The sequence below is a fragment of the Bhargavaea massiliensis genome (assembly GCF_018390575.1).
GTDB classification, from domain to species: domain Bacteria; phylum Bacillota; class Bacilli; order Bacillales_A; family Planococcaceae; genus Bhargavaea; species Bhargavaea massiliensis.
In genome coordinates, this window is sequence record NZ_JAHBCJ010000002.1 from 249,970 (window position 1) to 270,823 (window position 20,854).

The 20,854-nt window shown below is 53.9% G+C and carries 18 protein-coding genes; 15 read left to right on the forward strand and 3 right to left on the reverse strand.

Annotated elements, in window-relative coordinates; translation table 11 throughout:
* Positions 1–4 precede the first annotated feature (4 nt).
* Both fabZ and KHA84_RS04065 read left to right on the forward strand, forming a co-directional pair.
* Positions 5–451 (forward strand): 3-hydroxyacyl-ACP dehydratase FabZ, encoded by a 447-nt coding sequence (fabZ, locus tag KHA84_RS04060; protein ID WP_213422252.1) that lies wholly within the window; start codon positions 5–7, stop codon positions 449–451.
* A gap of 198 nt (positions 452–649) precedes the next feature.
* Positions 650–982, forward strand: a complete 333-nt coding sequence (locus KHA84_RS04065; protein ID WP_213422253.1) for a hypothetical protein — start codon at positions 650–652, stop codon at positions 980–982.
* A gap of 73 nt (positions 983–1,055) precedes the next feature.
* Here KHA84_RS04065 and KHA84_RS04070 read toward each other — a convergent pair whose 3' ends face one another.
* Complete coding sequence (locus KHA84_RS04070; protein ID WP_213422254.1) at positions 1,056–1,499, reverse strand: YwpF family protein; 444 nt, start codon at positions 1,497–1,499, stop codon at positions 1,056–1,058.
* A gap of 288 nt (positions 1,500–1,787) precedes the next feature.
* Between KHA84_RS04070 and KHA84_RS04075 the strand changes: the two genes are divergently transcribed.
* Positions 1,788–2,312, forward strand: coding sequence for a single-stranded DNA-binding protein (locus KHA84_RS04075; protein WP_336511088.1), 525 nt, complete (start codon positions 1,788–1,790; stop codon positions 2,310–2,312).
* Positions 2,313–2,427: 115 nt separating this feature from the next.
* Complete coding sequence (locus KHA84_RS04080; protein ID WP_213422256.1) at positions 2,428–2,589, forward strand: hypothetical protein; 162 nt, start codon at positions 2,428–2,430, stop codon at positions 2,587–2,589.
* A 101-nt stretch (positions 2,590–2,690) separates the two neighbouring features.
* Here the strand turns inward: KHA84_RS04080 and KHA84_RS04085 are convergent, their stop codons facing one another.
* Positions 2,691–5,420: a DEAD/DEAH box helicase gene (locus tag KHA84_RS04085; protein WP_213422257.1), complete on the reverse strand. Its 2,730-nt coding sequence runs from the start codon at positions 5,418–5,420 to the stop codon at positions 2,691–2,693.
* On the reverse strand, positions 5,417–6,940 hold the full coding sequence (locus KHA84_RS04090) for a hypothetical protein (RefSeq protein WP_213422258.1): 1,524 nt from the start codon (positions 6,938–6,940) through the stop codon (positions 5,417–5,419). The genes KHA84_RS04085 and KHA84_RS04090 overlap by 4 nt, the downstream gene beginning before the upstream one ends.
* Before the next feature lie 666 nt (positions 6,941–7,606).
* Here KHA84_RS04090 and KHA84_RS04095 point away from each other — a divergent pair.
* The 11 genes from KHA84_RS04095 to KHA84_RS04145 all read left to right on the forward strand — a co-directional run bounded on the left by KHA84_RS04095 (position 7,607) and on the right by KHA84_RS04145 (position 20,761).
* Complete coding sequence (locus KHA84_RS04095; protein ID WP_213422259.1) at positions 7,607–7,954, forward strand: hypothetical protein; 348 nt, start codon at positions 7,607–7,609, stop codon at positions 7,952–7,954.
* A 120-nt stretch (positions 7,955–8,074) separates the two neighbouring features.
* On the forward strand, positions 8,075–8,527 hold the full coding sequence (locus tag KHA84_RS04100; RefSeq protein ID WP_213422260.1) for an IDEAL domain-containing protein: 453 nt from the start codon (positions 8,075–8,077) through the stop codon (positions 8,525–8,527).
* A 268-nt stretch (positions 8,528–8,795) separates the two neighbouring features.
* Positions 8,796–9,488 carry a hypothetical protein gene (locus KHA84_RS04105; RefSeq protein WP_213422261.1) on the forward strand — a complete coding sequence of 231 codons (693 nt, stop codon included), beginning with the start codon at positions 8,796–8,798 and terminating at the stop codon, positions 9,486–9,488.
* Positions 9,481–10,779 carry an efflux RND transporter periplasmic adaptor subunit gene (locus KHA84_RS04110; protein ID WP_213422262.1) on the forward strand — a complete coding sequence of 433 codons (1,299 nt, stop codon included), beginning with the start codon at positions 9,481–9,483 and terminating at the stop codon, positions 10,777–10,779. Before KHA84_RS04105 ends, KHA84_RS04110 begins: the two co-directional genes overlap by 8 nt.
* Before the next feature lie 104 nt (positions 10,780–10,883).
* Entirely contained in the window at positions 10,884–11,483 is a 600-nt protein-coding gene (locus tag KHA84_RS04115; RefSeq protein WP_213422263.1) for a general stress protein, read from the forward strand.
* A 106-nt stretch (positions 11,484–11,589) separates the two neighbouring features.
* Entirely contained in the window at positions 11,590–12,318 is a 729-nt protein-coding gene (locus KHA84_RS04120) for a DUF421 domain-containing protein (protein WP_213422264.1), read from the forward strand.
* A 195-nt stretch (positions 12,319–12,513) separates the two neighbouring features.
* Complete coding sequence (locus KHA84_RS04125) at positions 12,514–13,131, forward strand: 3'-5' exonuclease (RefSeq protein ID WP_213422265.1); 618 nt, start codon at positions 12,514–12,516, stop codon at positions 13,129–13,131.
* Positions 13,132–13,242: 111 nt separating this feature from the next.
* The gene (locus tag KHA84_RS04130; RefSeq protein WP_213422266.1) at positions 13,243–14,169 is read left to right on the forward strand and encodes a DMT family transporter; all 927 of its coding nucleotides are present in this window, start codon (positions 13,243–13,245) and stop codon (positions 14,167–14,169) included.
* 648 nt (positions 14,170–14,817) lie between these two features.
* The gene (locus KHA84_RS04135; RefSeq protein WP_213422267.1) at positions 14,818–16,014 is read left to right on the forward strand and encodes an aminotransferase class I/II-fold pyridoxal phosphate-dependent enzyme; all 1,197 of its coding nucleotides are present in this window, start codon (positions 14,818–14,820) and stop codon (positions 16,012–16,014) included.
* Positions 16,015–16,093: 79 nt separating this feature from the next.
* The gene (locus tag KHA84_RS04140) at positions 16,094–16,816 is read left to right on the forward strand and encodes a WecB/TagA/CpsF family glycosyltransferase (protein WP_213422268.1); all 723 of its coding nucleotides are present in this window, start codon (positions 16,094–16,096) and stop codon (positions 16,814–16,816) included.
* Positions 16,817–17,032: 216 nt separating this feature from the next.
* Positions 17,033–20,761 (forward strand): S8 family serine peptidase, encoded by a 3,729-nt coding sequence (locus KHA84_RS04145; protein WP_236823123.1) that lies wholly within the window; start codon positions 17,033–17,035, stop codon positions 20,759–20,761.
* Positions 20,762–20,854: the final 93 nt, after the last annotated feature.

Sequence of the window (20,854 nt, forward strand, 5' to 3'; positions counted from 1 at the left end):
ACTAATGTTGACGACGGAACAGATCCAGGCAATCCTGCCGCACCGCTATCCGTTTCTTCTGGTTGACCGAATCACGGAACTGGAAGAGGGAAAACGGGCAGCCGGCTACAAAAATGTAACCATCAATGAAGATTTCTTTAACGGGCATTTTCCGGGCTATCCGGTCATGCCGGGCGTCCTCATCGTCGAGGCGCTTGCGCAGGTCGGTGCAACGGCAGTGCTTTCTATTGAAGACAATGCTGGCAGGCTGGCGTTTTTCACCGGCATCGACAACTGCCGGTTCAAGCGTCAGGTAAAACCGGGTGACCGCCTGGATCTTGAAGTCGAGCTGACGCGTCTCCGGGGCACGATGGGCAAGGGACATGCCATTGCCCGCGTTGACGGCGAAATCGCCTGCGAAGCGGATATCCTGTTCGCCATCGGCCCGAAAGCTGAAGAAACTGAAGCCTGACTGGCACTTAGCATGTGCAGGAAAGTCCGCTTCATGCGGGAAGCCCAGGCTGAAATAGGAAACGAGAATTTTATCATTGTTCCTCCCCAAACGGCCAAGCTAAAGGCATCGCGCAGGCCTGCGTGATGACCGAGGCAGAGCGGCCGTCCGGACGGCCGTGCAGAAACCTCGCACAATATCCGGAGGGGAGGATTTTACATGCTGAAAAAAGCGGCACCGGCACTGTTTGCCACCGCTGTCATGCTTGCGGGGTGTAACGGGGACGAAGATGCACTCCCTGCTGACAACGAGACACCGATGGAAGACATCCAGGAAGGCAATGATGAGATGTTCGACGGCAATGGCAATGGTGACGGCATGGGCGGTGAAGGCACGAACGGTCCGGTCGACCCTGACGGAACGGGGCCGGGATTTGGTGAGTTCGGCAATGATGACGGCGGCGGAACCGACGTGAACGAACGAGAAGAGATCATGGAAGACGATCTTGATCGAAACGGCAACGGCAACGACGGCATGGGCGGAGGCCAATAACAAAGAACCCGGTCGGTGCGGATGCCCGGCCGGGTTTTGTCATGAAAAAGGACCGCATGGAGTGGCGGCCCGTTCAAGAATTCTGTTTGTCCCGGTCGCGCTTCAGCTGCGGCCGGTTTTTCATGTCGGACTTGAAGCGGTCGAGCATCTCGTCCCCCTGCAGCCCTTCGGCGATCAGTTCCTCGAGGAGATGTTCCGCATACTGGGAGCGGACGCGCTTGAGAGGTCCTTTCAGAAGGACCGAAATATGGTCTCCGATTTCCTTTACGGCATAAACCGCAAGCCTGAATCCCGCAGGCTCGTTCTCTGGATAGGAAATGACCGCCTTGGCGTTGATGACTACTTCCGATTCAAGCCATTCATCGAAAACCGGCTTGTGCTCTTTGTTTACGAACATTTCCAGAATCCAGGAGCGCCGGCTGTTTTCTTCATTGATGATAATCCCGTCGACAAGCGGGCAAGAGAAGAAATCTCCATCTTTCTCAAAATCAACCGACAGCAGTTTAAACGACTTCACAAACGTTCGCCCCCCGGTATTTACGTACGTCCAGTATACCATACCGTATCCTGCCCGAAAATTCTTTCGGAAACTGCCAAAATTGAGTTTTGAAGCATTCAGGAAGTTATGGAAGAATGCAATCGGGCCAAGGGTTGAACGGAGACTGATTGCTAATTGCATACTGCGCAAAAATCAATTTTGCGGCAAAAATCGGGACTATTCTTCAAAAATGGCGTTTTGCTCCATCCGTTATGGGTCGGGTATGCTTGGCTCATCTACAGCGAAGGAGGTGAACCATTGAATCAGGTGGCATTGGTCGGGCGTCTGACGAAAGATCCCGAACTGAGAAATCTGTCGGAAGGGCGGGTCCAGACCAGCTTTGTGCTAGCCGTCAACCGCAGATTCAGGAATGACCGGGACAATGACGCGGATTTCGTTTTGTGCACGGCTTGGGGCAAGGCGGCGGTAAATACGGTGAAGTACTGCGGCAAGGGATCGCTTGTCAGCATCGGGGGCCGACTCCAGTCAAGGACCTATGAAAAGGACGGAAACCGGGTGTATGTCACAGAGGTGGTGAGCGAGGAAGTCCGTTTCCTTGCCACCAAACCGCCGGCCTACAAGGCTGTTGTGGCCGACAGTCCAAACGGGGGCGGCGCAGAAGGGTTAAGTGGCAACGGATCCGGACCGTATCAAAACGACGGACCAAAAGACGGGAGTATGCAGGACTCCCATCATGAACGCCACGGCAGCCAGGTCGGGCAGACCCTCCCGTCCGGATTGGTGTTTGAAAGCCGGAAGGAAAAGGAGCAAGAGGAACCCATCCGGCCGTGACCGGGCTTCCGGCGGGACCGCAACGCCGGAATTCCCGAATCCGCAACCGGACACTGAACTTTTACGCACATCCCCTTTGATCAGAAACGCCACCGTTTAGAAAGGAATTTTTGGCATGGAGCGTATTGAGCAGCAGCTCGGCCGGACCGAGCGGCAAATCGAACAGCTGATCCGGATAATCGCCCACCTCAACGAGCGTGTTATTTATCTGGAGAAAAAAACGAGTGATCGTCATTGGCAAGAGTCGGACATTATGCAATTCGTCATGAAGCGATGAATGAGTGAATAATTGGTGGAAGATACAGGATAAAGACGGCCCGGCCATGGGGGTGGCCGGGCCGTCTGTTATATAGTGTCACCGTTTCACACCACCGCAATTTACCCGATTGAGAACAGGTCGTTCAGTTCTTCGTCAGTGAGTTCCGTAATCCAGGCCCCAGACTGGATCAGGTCGGCGGAAAGGGCTGCTTTCTCAGCAATCATTTTATCGATCTTTTCCTCGATTGTACCGATTGTCACAAATTTCCGGACGTGCACAAAGCGGTCCTGGCCAATCCGGTAGGCCCGGTCGGTCGCCTGGTTTTCCACGGCCGGATTCCACCACCGGTCGGCGTGGAGCACGTGATTGGCGGCTGTGAGATTCAGTCCGGTGCCGCCTGCTTTCAGCGACAGGATGAACACCGGGAAGCCACCGTCCTGGAATTCCTCGACAAGCCGGTCGCGGCGTCCCTTCGGCATGCTGCCGGTCAGGAATGGCGCTTCGATGTCATATACGCTCGACAGGCAGTGGCGGATCAGCTCACCCATGCCGATGTATTGGGTGAAAATGAGCACCTGCTCGCCGCGGTCGACGATATCCGCGGTGAGTGTAATGATTCGCTCGAGTTTTTCGGAGCGGGCCAGCATTTCGTCAGCCTCCGCAAACGGTTCTTTCAGGAATAGTGCAGGGTGGTTGCAGAGCTGCTTGAGTCGGCTGAGCATCTTCAGGATAATTCCGCGCCTCCGGAAGCCTTCGGCTTCCATGAGGGCCGCCTTTGTCTCGCTGATATACCCTTCGTAAAGCGCCGCCTGCTCTTCAGTGAGCGGCACGAACTCGTTTTCTTCGAGTTTGTCGGGTAGGTTGAGCTTGAGCGCAGGGTCGGATTTGGTCCGGCGCAGAAGAAACGGGGAAATTTTTGCGCGCAGCCGCTGCATCTGTTTTTCCGAGCTGTCCCGCTCGATCGGACCGATAAATGTTTCCTGGAACTCCGAGAAGCGTCCCAAATAGCCACGGTGTATAAAGTCGAAAATCGCCCAAAGTTCCGCGAGCCGGTTTTCGATCGGCGTGCCGGTCAGGGCGATATGATGCCGGCCCCTGAGCTTCCGGACCGCCCTGGACTGTTTGGTCTGCATGTTCTTGATGTTCTGTGCTTCATCCAGCGAGACGGCGTCCCATTCCATTTCTGTGAGCTCTACATGGTCTTGCATGAACGTGCCATACGTCGTCAGGACTAGCCCGTTGCCGAGCGCCTTCAGCGCTGCTTCCAGTTCACCGCCCTTCAGGCGTGAAGTGCCATAGTGGACAAGGACCGGATGAGCCGGTGCAAACCGCTGTAGCTCTTTTTGCCAGTTGCCGATGACGGACGTAGGACAGATGATAAGGGAAGGAGCTTCGGCAGTCCCGGATTCACGTGCATGGAGCAGGTAGGCAATCAGCTGGACGGTCTTGCCGAGCCCCATGTCGTCGGCCAGAACCGCGCCGAAGCCGTGCTCCCGCATAAAGACGAGCCAGTCGAACCCTTTCTGTTGGTAAGGGCGGAGCTCCGCGTGCAGTTCAGCGGATACGGGAATCTCCGGGATGCCTTCCTTGCTGCGGATCCGCTCGACCGCGTCTTTAAGAGAGTGCTGGAGGAGGAAGTCAAACAGCGGATCGTCTTCGTCCTCCTCTTCCAAGTCTCCCCGGCCCGCTCCGATCTCTTCTTCCAGGTCCCGGAACAGGAGGTCTTTGACAGTCCATCCGCTTTTCTCTGCAGTCTCCATCATTTCGCGGATGCGGGCAAGCCAGGCGGCGTCCAGCCGGAACCATTCGTCACCCGCACGGATGAATTCCCGTTTTTCTTCGACGAGCCGCTTGAAATGTTCTGATGAAATGTCGGCGCCGCCAAGGGAAAATGTCCAGTTAAAGCTGAGTGCATCGTCCAGGCGGGCATTGCCTGATGAGCCGGCTGAGGCTGAAGCGCGCACACGCATGCGGCGTTCCGCGGCTTCCCTGAGCCAGCCCGGCAGGATAACATCGATATCGAGAGCCTGCAGGAGCGGCAGATCATCTTTCAGGAACTCACGGACTTCATGGTCCTCCATGGAAAGGGAGATAAACGAGCTGTCCCCGACGCCATCGTCTCCAGTGAGGACGGTGCGGATGCTGAACTGCATCCTTGAAACGGAATCTGCAAATGGCTTCCACTTTTTCGGGAGAGCTTCGGTGACAGGCTTTGTGATCTTGCCCGCTGCCGGTGTCCAATGCGTACCGGTTTTCGGGTTCACCAAGATGCTTTCCAGCATCCATCCGCCATCTTCGTCTTCAGGTTCCGACAGACGGAGCGCCATTCGGAAGGGGAGGGGGGCATCCGGTGTTTGCGCGGATTCCGACCGGCGGAAGCGGATAACGTCTTCCAGACGGTTCTGTCCGATGCCGCCCTCCGCCAGGATTTCGGAAAAGGCTCGTTCAAGGAGGCGTACGGCTTCCTCAGAAACGTCTTTTGCGACCTGGAGAGAACCGTCAGAGGCACCGGTAATCCGGGGTAGCCCCGGTTCCCGGTAAATGTCAGCTGCTTCCTTGAAGATACGGATCCACCGCTCGTCCTCAGGGGACTTTCCGTGATAACGGACAAACGGGTGGGGATCGCCGAATGACTCGACAACATCACGGCATCCGGCACGGACAGCTCCATCCCGATCTTCGATCAGCAGGCCCATATAAGAGCGGGTATGCCTGAAAAAAAGCAATTCCTTCAGCGGCCGGCTTCCGATAAAGTCGCCTGCCGAATCAAATCCGGCCATCAGAAACCCGCCGTCGGGGGATTCGATGACAGACAGGCGGATGTCGCGGTTAAGTGTGAGCGGCTTCATGACAACAGACCTCCTTTCTCGAGTTCCTCCATGAGTGCGCGCAAACGCTGGTGCCGCCGCCGAAGTGCTCCAACGTAGCCGGACCACCATTCGGTCCGGCCGGCTTTTTTAGCGGCGCGCTTCATTTTTTTCAGGATGCGGACGGCTTCCCGATAGTTCTGCCGGCTTTTCTGGGCAATCTGTTCTTCCACATGAACATTCATCAGAAAAACGGCTTCCATCGGTGCTTCTTCCATCATCGTCTTTAGTCCGGTCCGCTCAATGCGCTCAAGACCCGAACGGTTCAAGTGATGATACGCAGCCCATTCCCTGTAATGCCCCCGGCTCAGAAGGAATTCCGCATATTCGGCCTCCGCTGCACTGCCGCACCGGAATAAGATATCGGCCGCCGTCTCGTCGGGCACGTCCGTTTCGCGGCAAAGGTCTGCCAGTCTTCCGGCTGCGGTGCGCTGGTCGAGAAATGAAACGGATTCCATGTAGTTTCCGATCTGGGGGACGAGCGACAGGAGCAGGCTTCGGGCTTCATCGGATTGTCCGTTTTCCGCAAGGCTGGATGCCATATCCAGATAGGACGGGAAAAGCGGCAGATCATTTTCTTCGAGGGGCGCGTCAAGGCCTGTGGACGGCTCGCCGGACAGCATTTCCAAGTAAGCGGTCATGAGCCTGAGTGCCGGCGCCTCTTCGCCATCAGCTTTCATCAGTCGTAGCTTATTCAGTTCCCGTCCGCGTGCGGCATCTCCGTTGAACAGGAATTGCCACATCCCGCGGTACACGGACAACCACCTGCCCTGCGCGTTTTCGGCAGAAAGGGTCAAGCTCCGGATCAGTTCCTCAAGGTCCTGGTAAAACGGGTCGGCGGCAAACAGGCGGCGAGTTGAGGAAAGAAGCTTCAGTTCATCCCTGATGCCGTCAGTGAGAGAGTCGAGCAAGCGCCCGTATTGCCATCGGTCATACCCAATTGAAAATCCGCCTGCCGGCGCACCACCAGTGACCGCACGCAAACCGAAAAGCCCGGCATACAGCCGGAAAAGCGGCTTCCATTCCTGCTCGAGCGGCTCCGCTTCACGCATCTGCTGGCGGTAGAGCGTGACCGCAGACGAGATCATGTGGAACGGGACATTGTCCCCGATCGATGGGAAAGTGCCCGACAGCTGCTCAAATACCCCCCGCCACGCTTCCGGCGTCTTTTCCAATGTCCGTCCCGGAGCAGCAAACTGGCTTGCCGAGTGGCGCCACTCAGCGAGCCAGTCCGACAGGGAGGCAAAGCGCTGGTATAGGGCGAAGTAGACAGCTGTTGTATGTTCGCAGCCTTTGTCTCCGTGGACGCTGCACACCGCCCGCGGATTGTACAGGCGGATTTCCGCTTCAGGCTGAGGATAACCCGGGAAGGCAAACCGGACGATTCCTGTCTGGTCGGACTGGAGAAGCCGCAGCCAGTCATTGCGGACCATCATCGCCGCCTGGCGGAACCTCCGCTCCCTCACTTCATGCGTGACGGGCAGCCGTTTTTGCTGCTCCATTGCGTCAATTATTTCTGTTCTATATATATCGGCGACTTCCGTAAGCTGATCGATCAATGAACACACCACTTTCTATGGGCTGTTTTCTGGGCATGACAGCAATGCCGGATGCGTGCCCCGAAAAGCCATTAAACTAAAAAAGGCTGTCCCTCCATTATACGATGCCTGGAAACAATCGTAAACGGAGGGACCGCCATTGTCTTAATCCTGTCCATCGCGGTTCGTATCTTTGAATATGTTCAACATGCGCTTTGTGACCGTCAGCATCACCTTCCGAGTCCTCGGCTCCTGTCCTGACACAAAGGAGATCCATTCCCTCAGCTCACTGGATTGCTCGATGAATGCACCGTGTGCTTCCGCAAATGATGCGTAATAGCGGGCCTGCGCCTACCGGGCTTCCTCAGGAAGCCGTGCCGTGTCCCGGCAGCTGCCATAGGGCCTGCCGAGCACATCTTCACGGTATTCCCTGAATTTATCTTGAATCGCCACAATCCTACTCCCCCTTTGGGTCGTTTATGGACGCAAATTAACGGTTGGATGGCAGATATCTGATTTAATCAACAAAGTGTTGATTGAGAATCATCAATTTGTCGATTTATATCTATTAACTAACGAATATAGTAAATTTGATGATAATAAAGAATCTGGATGAGAGGAGTATGCGGATTGACTCGGTACGAAATCAGGTTCAACGGTCATAAGGGTATTATCAGGCCGGGGAAGTGGCGGCTGATTGAGAGAAAAGGGGGAGGAGAAACCGGCTACAAAATCGTCATGGAAGGAGACGGGGATTACGTCCGGCTTCCGGAAATGGATTATGGACCGTTTCGTCTGAGTAATGTCAGCTTGGATTTTGCTGAGCGGGTCATCGTCTTTCACAAGCCGTCCGAAGATCGGCAACTTTTCCGCGAAACCGGGTACGCCTTCCTGTCATCCTACGTCATGGAATTCGGAAAAGACGGTTTTGGCTTTTTTGTGGACGGTGGTCATCGCCCGCAGAATAAAAGCTCTTAAAAGCCTTGGATCCAATGAATAAAAAGTCACCGGGCTTCAAGCCCGGATTATTTTGTATGCGCTTTCATATAATTATGGTAAACTGTTGATAACGGAATATTTAGAAAAGGAGGGAGCCCCATGCTGCACATTCAACGAATGAAGCCATTTTACGTTACGCAGGAACAGGCGAAGGTGAAGTTGGTCTTTGAGTATCAGTACTTCACGATAAAAAAAGGAGAAGAGCTGTTTCACTTCATTCCGTCGGAGGGGAAAGAGATCCACATCAACCTCCAAAACCTCCAAGTCGAAAACCTCGGTGACATTTTTGTTTTCCAGAAAGGCAGCCGCTTCATCCGCCTCCCGCTTTATCAGTTACTGCTCATATCGGATATCCACGCCCATCTCAAAGAAATCCTGCAAGGGGCGGACATTATGGAAAATGACCCGCTGCTGCTCGAACCCGGTGAAGCGGAAAACCTGATCGAAGAACTGGAGCGGATGAACCTGCTGAATCTGATTGACCGCGCACTTGAACAAGGAGACCGGGACCTCTTCCACCATTTGACCGGACAGTTGAACGGCACTTTATAAAATAGATGATTTTTAAAGAACCCGCCGTAAGCCCTCCGGCGGGTTCTTGGCGTTCTGAATGAGCAGGATAGACAGCGAAAGACAAAGGTCGTCAGTCTCTTGATACGCACTCCTGCTCTCATCCGTAAGCCCGACAGCCCTATCCACCACGCCCTTTCCCTATTATCCGAAGATGCAGTATCGTTTGAATGCATACAAATCGGCTTAAATTTGGTAAAGTTGAAAAGTGTAAGCTATTAACCTATCGGACGTGAAGGGATATGGGTGTATGTTTTTCGAATTCAGATTCTGGCATTTCCTGCTGAATCAGCGGGAACTGACAGACCGGATGGGCGTGAGTGAGATGAAGGGCTTTCGGTGGCGGATTGCCGGATTGTTCATCTCCGCAGCCGTCCTGTACGCCCTGATGGATATGTGGGGAATCGGGACACGGCGTCTCACGCCGATTGCAGTGTCTGGGGCGGAGGAAACATTTGCCCTGAGACGGATCCTATCGCTTGCAGCCGCAATCCTCTGGTCTGTCATTTATACGGCATTCCATGTGTATGTCGTCGCATTCATCCTACATAAGCTGACAAATGCCGAATACCGAAAAATTGTCGTTCTCCAGCTTTTTGTGGCAGCAATCCTGTTGCTCGAGAAAGCGGTAGTTTTTGCAATCTTTCTGATGAGCGGGGCTGCTGCGCCGGTCTCGCCGCTGTCTTTCGGCCCGCTTGCATCAACATTCATGACCTATCCGGCCCTGATCTATTTTATTAACCAATTAAGTGTCGGGACCGCGCTTGTCGTCGCTTACCAGTTCCGTTTTATTCGCCAGCTCCTTCCTGAAGCCGGCCGCAGACTCTTGTGGATTCTTCTCGGCTTCCAGGTGCTCATGGCGCTTGCGGTTTCCCTGTATGGGGTGATACCTGCGGAGCAGCTGTTCACCGAGCTTTTCGGGGGAGGTGGAACGGTTGAATAAGCTTTGGAATATTGCCGTGGCGGTTGCTGTTACCACTTTTATCGCAACAAACATGATCCTCTTGTACGGTGAGCAGAGCATGATTCCAAAATATGTGTATGCGCCCGAAACGGAGAGAGTGGTCACGGGCGACTACGCGGAAAAGCTGCCCAAGGAGGCGCTGGTCGTTCCAAATGTGGTCTACACAACCTACGTCGACAGGGAATCGACTGTCGAGGAATGGCTCGTCAAGGAAGGAGAGGCAGTCACGGCCGGACAGCCTATTGCAAAGCTGGATGCGGGCAGGATGGAAGGCCAGCGATCAATCTGGCAGTCCGAAAAAAGTGCGCTTGAAGCCCAGGAGCATGAGTTGGAGTCTACGTTAAGACAGCTGGAACAGGAACGCCGCTCTGCAGAGCCGGGCACTGGCTCCAGCACGAATGAACGGTTCGGCAGCAGCGGAACTGGGAACGACAGCCCGATCGTCGACCTTAGCGTCGATGTTCAGGTCGATGTCCCACAGGAAGGCACCTTTGCCCACGCCATTACCGCTACAGAAAACCAGTTGGCTGACATCAGGCGCCAGCTGACAGTCATCGAGGCCCAGCTTGAGCAAAGCGGAGAGTCCCCTTCGCTTGTCAGCCCTGTGGAAGGGACTGTGGCCAAAGTGCATCGGCTGGGTGAACAACTGGCTGTAGATGTCTATTCAACGGAGCGGACGATCCTGACGTATGCTGCAGGCGAGGAATGGCAGGACATCGGGCAGGATGACCGCGTATTTATACAAGCTTCCGGGCTTGAAGGTGTCATAGAGGGCAGTGTGTATTCAGTCTCGGAAGTCGAGGCGCCGGAGTCAAAATGGCTCGACACTTACCGCAGCCTGGACAAACGCGACGGCAACAACAATCCGCTGGCCTTCTATGAGGTGCGGATCATGCCGAATGAGGACATCAGTATGCTGCCGTTCGCGAACAATGTCAACGCCGTTATTTACACAGAAGAAGCGTTCGATGCGGTTGCGGTGAAGACAGATGCTCTGACCGGAAAATACAGGGATGAAGCGATCGTCACCGTCATCAACAGTGAAGGGTATGCTGTGAGCGTCCCGGTCATCACCCCATTTAACTGGAAAGGGCGTAGCATCATCACGGATAACTTATACGAGGGTGACTTCGTGATTACCGGAACTATCTATGACAGGAACGTTTTGCCGCCTGCGGTTATCCTTCCGATGCCTCTGGAGTGGCCGTCCAAAGAAGAATGGAAATCACATGACTGGCGCGATTACATGCGTTTCGTGTTGTTCCGATAAGCTGATTGATTAGTGGCCGTCCGCTTTTGCGGACGGCCTTCGGTGTTTAGCGGTCTGTTCAGCGGGTAATCTCAGACTAGACTGCTAAAGGAGGCGTTAGGAAAATGACTGAACGTAGAGTGGTAGGTTATTACGACAACGAACAGCAAGCGATCGACGCAATCGAGGATCTGAAACGCCAAGGCTACAGCACGGAGGACATTTCCGTCATCTCGAAAAACAACGACGATGTGGAAGCCATCCAGGATGAGACCGGCACACAGGCTGCCGAAGGGGCAGCGACCGGCGCTGCGACCGGCGGCGTATTGGGCGGACTCGGCGGCGTACTAGCCGGACTCGGCGCATTGGCAATCCCCGGAATCGGGCCGATTGTCGCAGCAGGCCCGGTCGTAGCTGGACTGACCGGAGCAGCAGCAGGCGCGGGTGTCGGCGGACTTGCCGGCGCGCTGATTGGCATGGGCGTACCGGAAGACGAGGCGGAGCGCTACGAAACGTACTTTAATGAAGGCAAGATTCTCGTCCTGGTCGACCGCAATGCGAGTGTTGAGGACACAGGCTTTGCGGCAGGAAGCACACTTAGAGATGAAACAACATTCACTACGGGCCGCGGCCGGATTGACGAATCGGCTGCCACTACTGATCGCACACGGCTTGACGACACGGTCGATCCTGTGAACCGCGACCGGTTCAACGACCCGCTATAATTGATTGAAAGAAGGCCGCTGCACATTTGTGCAGCGGCCTTTTTTTGAATATAAGCGGAGCTGAAGAGGCATGATGGAGGAGAGAACACATAAGAGGGTGCGTAGGATGTTTGAAAATTGGGGAGAAGGGTGGGGGGACATCCACCTTTTAGAAATGGCCTTCCGGACAACGGTATCATTTGCTGCGCTCTTGCTTCTGACGCGGCTACTTGGCAAAAAGCAGATGAGCCAGCTAACGTTTTTCCATTACATTACCGGGATTACAATCGGCTCGATTGCTGCCAATATCGCCGGAGAGAGCGAGACCCCATTCTGGAACGGTTTGCTCTCACTTGTCATATGGACACTTCTGACAGTGCTGCTCAGCTTTGTTACCCTGAAATGGGGCGGCTCCAGAATGATTCTTGATAATCAGCCCACCATTGTGATCAATGACGGTCGAATTGACGAACAGGCGATGAAATCTGTACAGCTTCATCTGGATGACTTGAACATGATGCTTCGGGAAACCGGAGTCTTTACGATCAAAGACGTCCAGTATGCCGTCCTGGAAACAAACGGCGCGCTGAGTGTCCTCCAGAAAGTCCCTCAGCTGCCCGCAACCAAAAAAGACGTCAAGGCAGGAGGGGGTCCACCGCAGTACATGCCTTCGGAAATTATCGCAGACGGAAGGGTCAACCGGAAAACGCTCCAGTTACATGGACTAAGCGAGGAGTGGCTCCTCAAGGAAATCAGGAAGCATGGGATATCCCGTTCAGATCAAGTGTTTTTCGCGCAGCTGCAGGAAGACGGATCGCTGGATGTCACGCTGAAGCAACCTAAAATGAACAGATAACATACCCATACTACCGGGGTGAGACGTTGCCATACTCACCGCAACGTTGAGACCTGATCCCGCTCGCCCCCGGGAGTCCCTGTTCCGAAAAATCTTCGGAATGGGTTTTTTCCGTTGGGAATAAATATTACAATATGATTACATTACCGCAAAAGCGGAAATAGAAGAATACTAGACAGAAGGCGGTGGATCCCTATGGTAAACCCGAGGCGGGAAGTGGAAATTCTGTTGGAAGAAAAGATTCGTCAGCAACGCAAACAGGCACGGCCGCCAAAACGGCCGAGGCGATACAAGACTTCTGTGAGAAAAGCGGCAAACTACGTCGTGCTGGATTTTGAAACAACCGGATTCCGCTCAGGTGCGGATCGCATCATCCAGATTGGTGCGGTAAAATATATGAACCATGAGAAAGTCGGCACATTCGAGACGCTTGTCAATCCTAAGCGGCATATCTCTCCGAGAATCACCCAACTGACCGGCATCACGAATGAAGCCGTCAAATATGCACCGATGATCGACAATGTGATCGGAGAACTGATCGGTTTTATCGGCGACCTCCCGATTGTCGCGCATAACGCCTCATTTGATATGGGCTTCCTCTATGCCATTGAAGAGGTGTATGGCATTCCGATACCGGAATACACGGTCATCGACACGATCCAATTGTCACAGAAAGTGATTACCGAAACGCCTGATCATAAGCTGACGACCCTCAGCCGCTACCTGAAACTAGAACACGATGCCCATGATGCCGTCGGGGACTGCCTTGTAACGGCCAAGCTTTATCAGCACTGCCTGAGCGTCATCAGCTGACCGGCTTGCCGACAAGGCAGGCTTTTTTTCTGCTGCCGCATTCTGCCGGTCTGATATACTAACAGCAATAACAGAACATGCCTTGCAGGCGGGGGAAAGGAAGACAGGCCTATGTGGAAGATTTATCTGATGCTGACGCTCGTGATGTTCATGTGGGGGCTGAACCTCCCGATGCTGAAGTATCTTCTTGAGTTTGTAGGGCCGGTCACGATGACCTCCCTGCGGATTTTCACCGCAGGGGTCGCCGTCTTCATCATCCTCTCCACGATGAAGCTAATCCGCCTGCCACGGCGCACGGAATGGATCTACATCATTCCCGGCATGCTGCTGAATGTTGTTGGACACCACTTTTTTCTGAATAAGGGCCTGACGATGACATCCGGCACGAACGCCGCCCTCATCCTTGGGACCGGCCCGTTTCTGACAGCGGTGTTTTCTTCGCTGCTCATCCGGGTGTTCCCATCCAGGCTGCAGTGGCTCGGGGTTCTGCTCGGGCTTATCGGTGTCAGCTCCGTCGTCCTTGCAGGAGGGGGGCTCTCGGACATCTCACAGGGGGATGCTTTTATCTTCATGTCCATCGCGGTCCAAGTGCTCAGCTTCCTGATTGTCGCAAGAGCAGCGAAGACACTCGACCCCCGGCTTCTGACTGCATACATGCTTCTCATCGGGGGCTCCACGCTATTCGTTATCGGACTAATTACAGAACCCGGGGAGCTTGCGGCATTCGGGCAAGTCCCGCCGACGTTCTGGCTGATATTTGGCCTCAGTGCCTTGTTCGGCACCGCGATCAGCCACATGCTCTACAACTACTCTGTCGGCCAGGCTGGCCCGACAAAAGCCGCCATATTCATGAACCTGAACACCCTCGTCGCCCTTCTCGGCTCCGCACTGTTCCTCGGTGAAGCCCTCTCCATCCGCCACCTGCTCGGCCTGATCCTCATTGTCACCGGCGTCCTATTCGGATCCGGAGCGGCGGAAGATCTGTGGAGGAACTGGCGTGCCAAGGGGAATCCAGGAGAGCGCGCTGCCAGAGAGTGAGACATTCACATACCGGTATAAGACGTTCACATGGTAACCTGCCATCCAATTCCGGCACTTTCTTGAGTGGAATTCTAAAAATTGAAAATTCGGCTATTGCGTCACGGCTTTTCTTCGCCTATGGTAGAGGAAACGAAGCCGGACGCTTTTTATTTGCGTTCCCCCTCCGGCCGGAGAGGAGCCGCAAGTGAATACGACTGACTGGGAGATCCATCGGCTGGAACGCGCCGCCGCGGAGCTGGCATTGCAAAAACTGCGACCTATCGGGAAGAGAAGCGGTGCGGCAGGCGGTTCAAGACCGCCTGATCCTGATTGAGCCGGAAATCATGAACAAGCAATGCAGGGAATTTCTCCAACTTCGGCATAGCTCACAGGCGACACGGGTGCTGAAGTCCTTAGATCTGATCAAGCTCGGTGAGCCTCCCGCAACCGGCTATCATAAGAAGGAAGAAGGTCCTCTGAAGTGGGCGGATGCACAAGCAACGAAAAGAATGAAAGCGGGGCCGGGCAGTAAGCGAACGTCTTTATGAAGTATGTCGACGTCTCAACCCACTATGTGGACGTCTCAACCCAGTATGTGAACGTCTCATCTTCTGCCTGCCGCAACTCCACTCATACACTATCTTTAAATCAGAAAGGATGGTCACTATGGCGCTGAAGATCAATCCGCTTGTAGAGAAAACGCCGCTGTCGGGGATCCGACAGATGTCAAACCGGCTGCCGGCGCATCCGGGGGCGGTGAATCTGACGGTGGGACAGCCGGATTTTCCGCCGCCGGATGAGGTGAAGGAGGCCGCTCGACAGGCGATCGGGCAGCGATCGACAGGGTATTCGATGAATGCGGGACTGCAGGAGCTGCGGGAGGCGGCTGCCGCGTACTACGGCAAAAGGTACGGGTTCCGCTACGATCCGGCGACCGAGACGGTGATCACCGGGGGTGGGAGCGGTTCGATGGACGCGGTGCTCCGGACGATTCTCGAGCCGGGTGATGAGGCGATCATCCCGGTGCCGATCTACGCGGGCTACGAGCCGCTGATCCGGCTGGCCGGCGCGATTCCGGTTTATCTGGATACCCGGCGGACCGGGTTTATTCCGGACGCGGATACACTTGAAAAGATGATCACGCCGAAGACGAAGGTCGTCATCTTTAACAATCCGTCGAATCCGACAGGCGTTGCGATTCCGAAAGATCAGATGGACCGGCTTGCTACGGTGCTCGCCAGGCATGAGGTTTTTGTCCTGTCGGACGATATCTATTCCGAGAATACGTTCGACGCACCTCATCGGTCATTCGGGGCCTACCCGGCGCTGCGCGACCGGCTGTTCCTCATTCATGGCCTTTCCAAGTCCCATTCTATGACGGGATGGCGAATCGGTGTACTGTTCGGTCCGGCAGAGGTGATGCAGCATATCGTGAAAATTCACGCGTACAATGCTATCTGCGCACCGACCCCGTCACAGTATGCCGCAATTGAGGCATACACGGGATCCACCGAAGCGCCGGAAAAGATGAACCGGGCCTACATCAAAAGAAGGGCATTCATCACCGCTGCACTGAATGAAATGCAACTTCCCCTTGTCCATCCGACCGGCGCTATCTACGCATTTCCCTCGATCGAGGAATTCCCGATGACCTCACAAGACTTCGCCATCCGTGCGCTTGAGGAGGAGGGGGTGGCAGTCGTCCATGGCAGTGCTTTTACGCAGTACGGAGAAGGTCATATTCGCATATCCTACGCGGCAAGCATGGAGCAATTGGGGAGGGGAATGGAGCGGCTTGGCAAGTTCGTCCGGAAGCTGCGCGGGGATACCCGAACTGCCGCCTCGGATCCGTTGTTCAAATAAACACCTGCAAAATGGTATGATTAACTTCTTGAGGCGAGCGGCTTCCAAGGAATAAATTTGTTCGGATGGTGGAACAGCGTTGAAAAGAATAGAAATACTAAACATTGATATAGATAATTTCACAAAAACAGAACTACTAAATGAGCTATCAGAATCAATCAGACGCGACCAGCGTAAATTTCTGGTCACTGCCAATCCTGAAATTATCATGATGGCAAATAAAGATTTGAACTTTGCCAGAGCTGTCCAGGGAGCCGACTATGTAGTCGCAGATGGTATCGGTCTGATCATAGGTTCCAAAATTATCGGACATCCATTAAAGGAGCGGATACCTGGGGTTGAGTTGATGCAAGAGCTCTTGAATCTGGCAGAAAAAAACAACTTAAGTATCTATCTCTATGGAGCAAAGCCGGAAGTATTGAAAAAACTTCGGACTGTCATCAGGGAGACCTATTCAAAGGTGACAATTGCCGGATCGAGTGATGGGTATACCGGATCACCTGAAGAGGTCGCCAAACAAATAAAAGCAACGGCACCTGATTTGGTGTTTGTGGCTTTGGGGGCACCAAAGCAAGAGTCATGGATCTATAACAACTATACGGATTTCAGTAAGGGAGTTTTTGTCGGTGTAGGAGGAAGTTTTGATGTGCTCTCTGGTACCGTAAAGCGCGCGCCCAAGATATGGAGAACGCTAAATCTGGAGTGGCTTTATCGGATACTGAAGCAACCCTCAAGATGGAGGCGGTCCATGCTGCTTCCCGCTTATTTGGCAGCAGTTTTACGAAGCAGATTACGGCAGTGATAACGGCATTAAGGCAATCATTTATATTTGTGGCTTGGTGGTCTTTCTATGAAAGGCTGCCAAGCCATTTTATATGGGCTAAATTACCTAAACTAAATATTGCAATAGATTCTTCTGGCATATTCCTGTTTTTCGAATATAATGATAAATTCGTAATTGCCACTCTACTTTCGAGTGAAATATTTCTATTATAAGGGGGAAAATGGCTTGAAAACGATGAAGCGGGCATTGCTTTTGGCCCTCGCGTTCGTCCTTTCATTCAGCACGGCTGCCTTCGCGGCGGTTCCGTCGGCCGGCAACTTGCCGTCTTCAGGCAAATTGACGTTGGAAAAACCTGCGCCGAAACTGCCTGAACGTCTGGCAGATCCGGAAAAGCCTGAAGAAGAGGTACGGGTGATTGTCGAGCTCAATGAAAAGCCGGCGATCGAGGAAGCGACGAACAGGGGAATCTTGTACAAGGACCTCTCGAAGTTCCAGAAAGAGACCACACAACAGAAACTGAAAGCCGCACAGCAAAATGTGCTGAAAAACGCAAAGGCCAAAGCGCCGAGCATGAAAGTGAAGAACCAGTTCACGACAGTCTTCAACGGATTCTCGGCCAATGTGAAAGCGAAAGAAGTGAAGGCGCTTTCCAATCTTAGTGGTGTCAAGGCCGTCTATGAGTCGACTGAATATGAACGCCCGGCGGAGAAGCCTGAAATGATTTCTTCCAAGGATCTTGTACAGGCCCAGCGCTTCTGGGAAGAGTACGGATTTAAAGGAGAAGGCATGATTGTCGGTGTCATTGATACGGGTATGGATCCTAAACACCGTGACATGGTGCTCACGGACCCGTCTACGGGTGAGTTGACGAAAGCGGAAGTCCAAAAGACACTGGCTGCGGGCACCCTGCAGGGCGGGAAATATTACACGCCAAAAGTTCCGTTCGGGTACAACTATATGGATGAAAACGACATCATCGGAGACATCGCGCCTGACGCTTCCATGCATGGCATGCACGTGGCCGGTACGGTCGGAGCTAACGGTGACGAAGAAAATGGCGGTGTGAAAGGGGTCGCTCCTGAAGCCCAGATCCTTGCGCTGAAAGTATTCGGCAACGATCCGCTTTATCCGTCCACTTACGGAGATGTCTACGTCAAGGCGATGGATGATGCCATCAAGCTTGGTGCGGATGTCCTGAACCTGAGCCTCGGTTCCACCGCAGGCTACGTCGATGAGACAAGCGCTGAACAGCAGGCGGTCTCCCGCGCTGTCGAAAACGGGATCCTGGTCTCTATCTCCGCAGGAAACTCCGCTCTCTACGGAGACGGTTACTTCTATAACTATGTGGAAAACCAGGACTACGGTGTGACAGGGTCTCCGAGCGTCTCGAAGGACTCTCTTGGTGTGGCATCCTTTGAGAACGATATGGTCCGGACCATGAGCTTCGGCTACACGATCGGAGGCGGTGAAGAACAGCGGAGCGGCTATCTGCTCGCAAACGACGTCGATCCTGTCGATCAGGAACAGAAGACGTTCGAAGTTGTGGATGCGGGCTTCGGACATCCGGAAGACTTTGAAGGCAAGGACTTCAAGGGCAAATATGCCCTAATCTCCCGTGGTGACATTGCATTCGTTGACAAAGGGCTGAATGCGCAGGCAGCCGGTGCTGCTGGCGTCATCATCTACAACAACACGGCTGGCACCATCAACATGGCATCCGATCCGGCGATCCGGATTCCGTATATGTCAATCCTCCAGGCGGATGGTCTGGCAATGTCTGAAGCCGTAAAGGCCGGTGAGACTGTTACGGTCACATTCGACGGTGAGTATGTCGATACACCAAATGCCAACGCAGGAGAGATGAGTGACTTCACCTCTTGGGGTCCGACTCCGAACCTGGACTTCAAGCCGGAAATCACAGCTCCAGGCGGCAACATCTTCTCCACGCTTGAAAATAACCAGTACGGCATCATGAGCGGCACATCGATGGCGGCTCCTCACGTGTCGGGCGGAGCGGCACTCCTGTTCGAGCGCGTCGATGAAGAGTTCGGCCTCACAGGGCGCGAGCGTTCCGAATTTGCCAAGAAACTCCTCATGAACACGGCCAATCCGGTCGTCTTTGATGAAGAGAACGGCGACTATGTTTCGCCTCGGCGCCAAGGCGCGGGCCTGATGCAGCTGGCCGACGCGCTCCATACGGATGTCGTGATCACTGACTCGGCATCAGGCGAAGCGAAAGTCGCACTGAAGGAAATCAAGAACAATACGATCACCCTGTCTCTTACAGCAGAAAACTTCTCTGATGAAGAGAAGACGTATAATGTCTCAACTGCAGTCCAGGCGGATGAGCCGGTCAATGCGGGAGGCACGTTCGTAACGGCTTCCAACCTCATGGGCTCAATGGTCCTGACGGAAGAAGTAGCAATCGATGCACCTGAAACCGTAACGGTTCCGGCCGACGGCACAGCGACCATCGAAGTCACGGTCGACCTCTCAAATGTTGATAGCTTGAAGTCGATCTTCACGAACGGCTACTTTATCGACGGATTCGTCTTCCTGGAAGACCCGAATGAAGAAATCACGGGCAATGTCCCGCTCTCCGTGCCGTTCTTCGGATTCAACGGCGGCTGGGATGACGCGCCGATCTTCGACTACTTTGCATGGGACGAGCGCACGTACTGGGGCTCCACCGCCCTTGCGGATGAGCAGGGCGAGTTTGTCGATGGCGGCGGAAACTTCGATACTGACCGCTTCGGCTTCTCACCGAACGGTGACGGTCTTCGAGACCAAGTCACACCAGTCTACTCGCTCTTCCGGAACGCCAAGCAGATGGAAGTGAACGTTCTTGATGCGGAAGGCAAGAAAGTCCGCACGATCCGGACGGCTGCTGACCTGCGCAAACACTATATCAGTTCCGCGACTGCACTGCCGTATACGTACAGCATGAACTATGCGTGGGACGGCAAGATCAACGGCAAGCCTGCGGAAGATGGCCAGTACTTCATCGAACTCAAGGCAGTCATCGACTTTGAAGATGCCGAATGGCAGTCGATCAAGTTCCCTGTGAAGGTGGATACTGTGGCACCTGAAGCCGAGTTCTCTTATAATCCGGAAACCGATGTTGTCACTGCCGGAGAGTTCTCGGATGAAGGAACAGGCGCGGATGTCTGGGAAGTCCTCCTGAACGGCAAAGTAGTCGAAACACTGCCGATCACCGAGACCACATTTGAGATTGCAGCGGATAAGGGTGATGAGCTGAAGGCGCGTGTCTATGACGCGGCCAAGAACGTTTCCGAGTATGACATCTCCACAAAACCAACAGAACAGAACCGGCCAGTAATCTACATCGATGAGCCGACCAACTTCTCCGTCTATGATACGAATGAAGTCACAGTGAGCGGCCATGTGGAAGACGAGTCCGCAATCACCTCCGTTACGGTCAACGGAGAAGCGGTCACGGAATTCGACGGCAAGAACTTCTCTCACACAATCACACTGGAAGACGGATTCCAGACAATAAAAGTGGGCGCAACGGACGAACACGGCAACGAAATGTCCATCGCCCGGAGAATCTTCGTCGATGCGGCAGCTGCCGAACTTTCCATCAAGTCTAAGCTTCCTAAAAAGACAGAAGAAGAAATTGTCACCGTAGAGGTACAGGTGAAGGATCGCTTCGATGAGATCCGGCTCTATGTGAATGACAGCGAAGTCTTCGCCAATGAACTTAGCGAACCTTACGGCAGCAAGAGTTTCGATCAGACAATCGAAGTGGATGTGCCGCTCGTTGAAGGCAAGTTCGACTATACATTCAAAGTAGTTGACCTTGGCGGACACGAAACCACCGAGACTGTCACCATCGAGCGCAAGCAGGCAAAAGGCGAAACACCTGGAAACGGAAAGCCGGATAAACCAGGTAAACCAGGTAAACCAGGGAAGCCTGAAAAGCCAGGCAAACCAAACTGATCGTCTCCAGAAAACGATAACGACCATTAGTGATTGTGAGCCCGACCGTGCAAGAGACGGTCGGGCGTTTTGTATGTCCCGTCCGTTTCGGTA

Coding starts and splice junctions, on each gene's coding strand:
- fabZ (WP_213422252.1), top strand. CDS start 5: ATGTTGACGACGGAACAGATCCAGGCAATCCTGCCGCACCGCTATCCG.
- KHA84_RS04065 (WP_213422253.1), top strand. CDS start 650: ATGCTGAAAAAAGCGGCACCGGCACTGTTTGCCACCGCTGTCATGCTT.
- KHA84_RS04080 (WP_213422256.1), top strand. CDS start 2,428: ATGGAGCGTATTGAGCAGCAGCTCGGCCGGACCGAGCGGCAAATCGAA.
- KHA84_RS04085 (WP_213422257.1), bottom strand. CDS start 5,420: ATGAAGCCGCTCACACTTAACCGCGACATCCGCCTGTCTGTCATCGAA.
- KHA84_RS04090 (WP_213422258.1), bottom strand. CDS start 6,940: ATGGAGCAGCAAAAACGGCTGCCCGTCACGCATGAAGTGAGGGAGCGG.
- KHA84_RS04100 (WP_213422260.1), top strand. CDS start 8,075: ATGCTGCACATTCAACGAATGAAGCCATTTTACGTTACGCAGGAACAG.
- KHA84_RS04105 (WP_213422261.1), top strand. CDS start 8,796: ATGTTTTTCGAATTCAGATTCTGGCATTTCCTGCTGAATCAGCGGGAA.
- KHA84_RS04115 (WP_213422263.1), top strand. CDS start 10,884: ATGACTGAACGTAGAGTGGTAGGTTATTACGACAACGAACAGCAAGCG.
- KHA84_RS04120 (WP_213422264.1), top strand. CDS start 11,590: ATGTTTGAAAATTGGGGAGAAGGGTGGGGGGACATCCACCTTTTAGAA.
- KHA84_RS04125 (WP_213422265.1), top strand. CDS start 12,514: ATGGTAAACCCGAGGCGGGAAGTGGAAATTCTGTTGGAAGAAAAGATT.
- KHA84_RS04130 (WP_213422266.1), top strand. CDS start 13,243: ATGTGGAAGATTTATCTGATGCTGACGCTCGTGATGTTCATGTGGGGG.
- KHA84_RS04135 (WP_213422267.1), top strand. CDS start 14,818: ATGGCGCTGAAGATCAATCCGCTTGTAGAGAAAACGCCGCTGTCGGGG.
- KHA84_RS04145 (WP_236823123.1), top strand. CDS start 17,033: ATGAAGCGGGCATTGCTTTTGGCCCTCGCGTTCGTCCTTTCATTCAGC.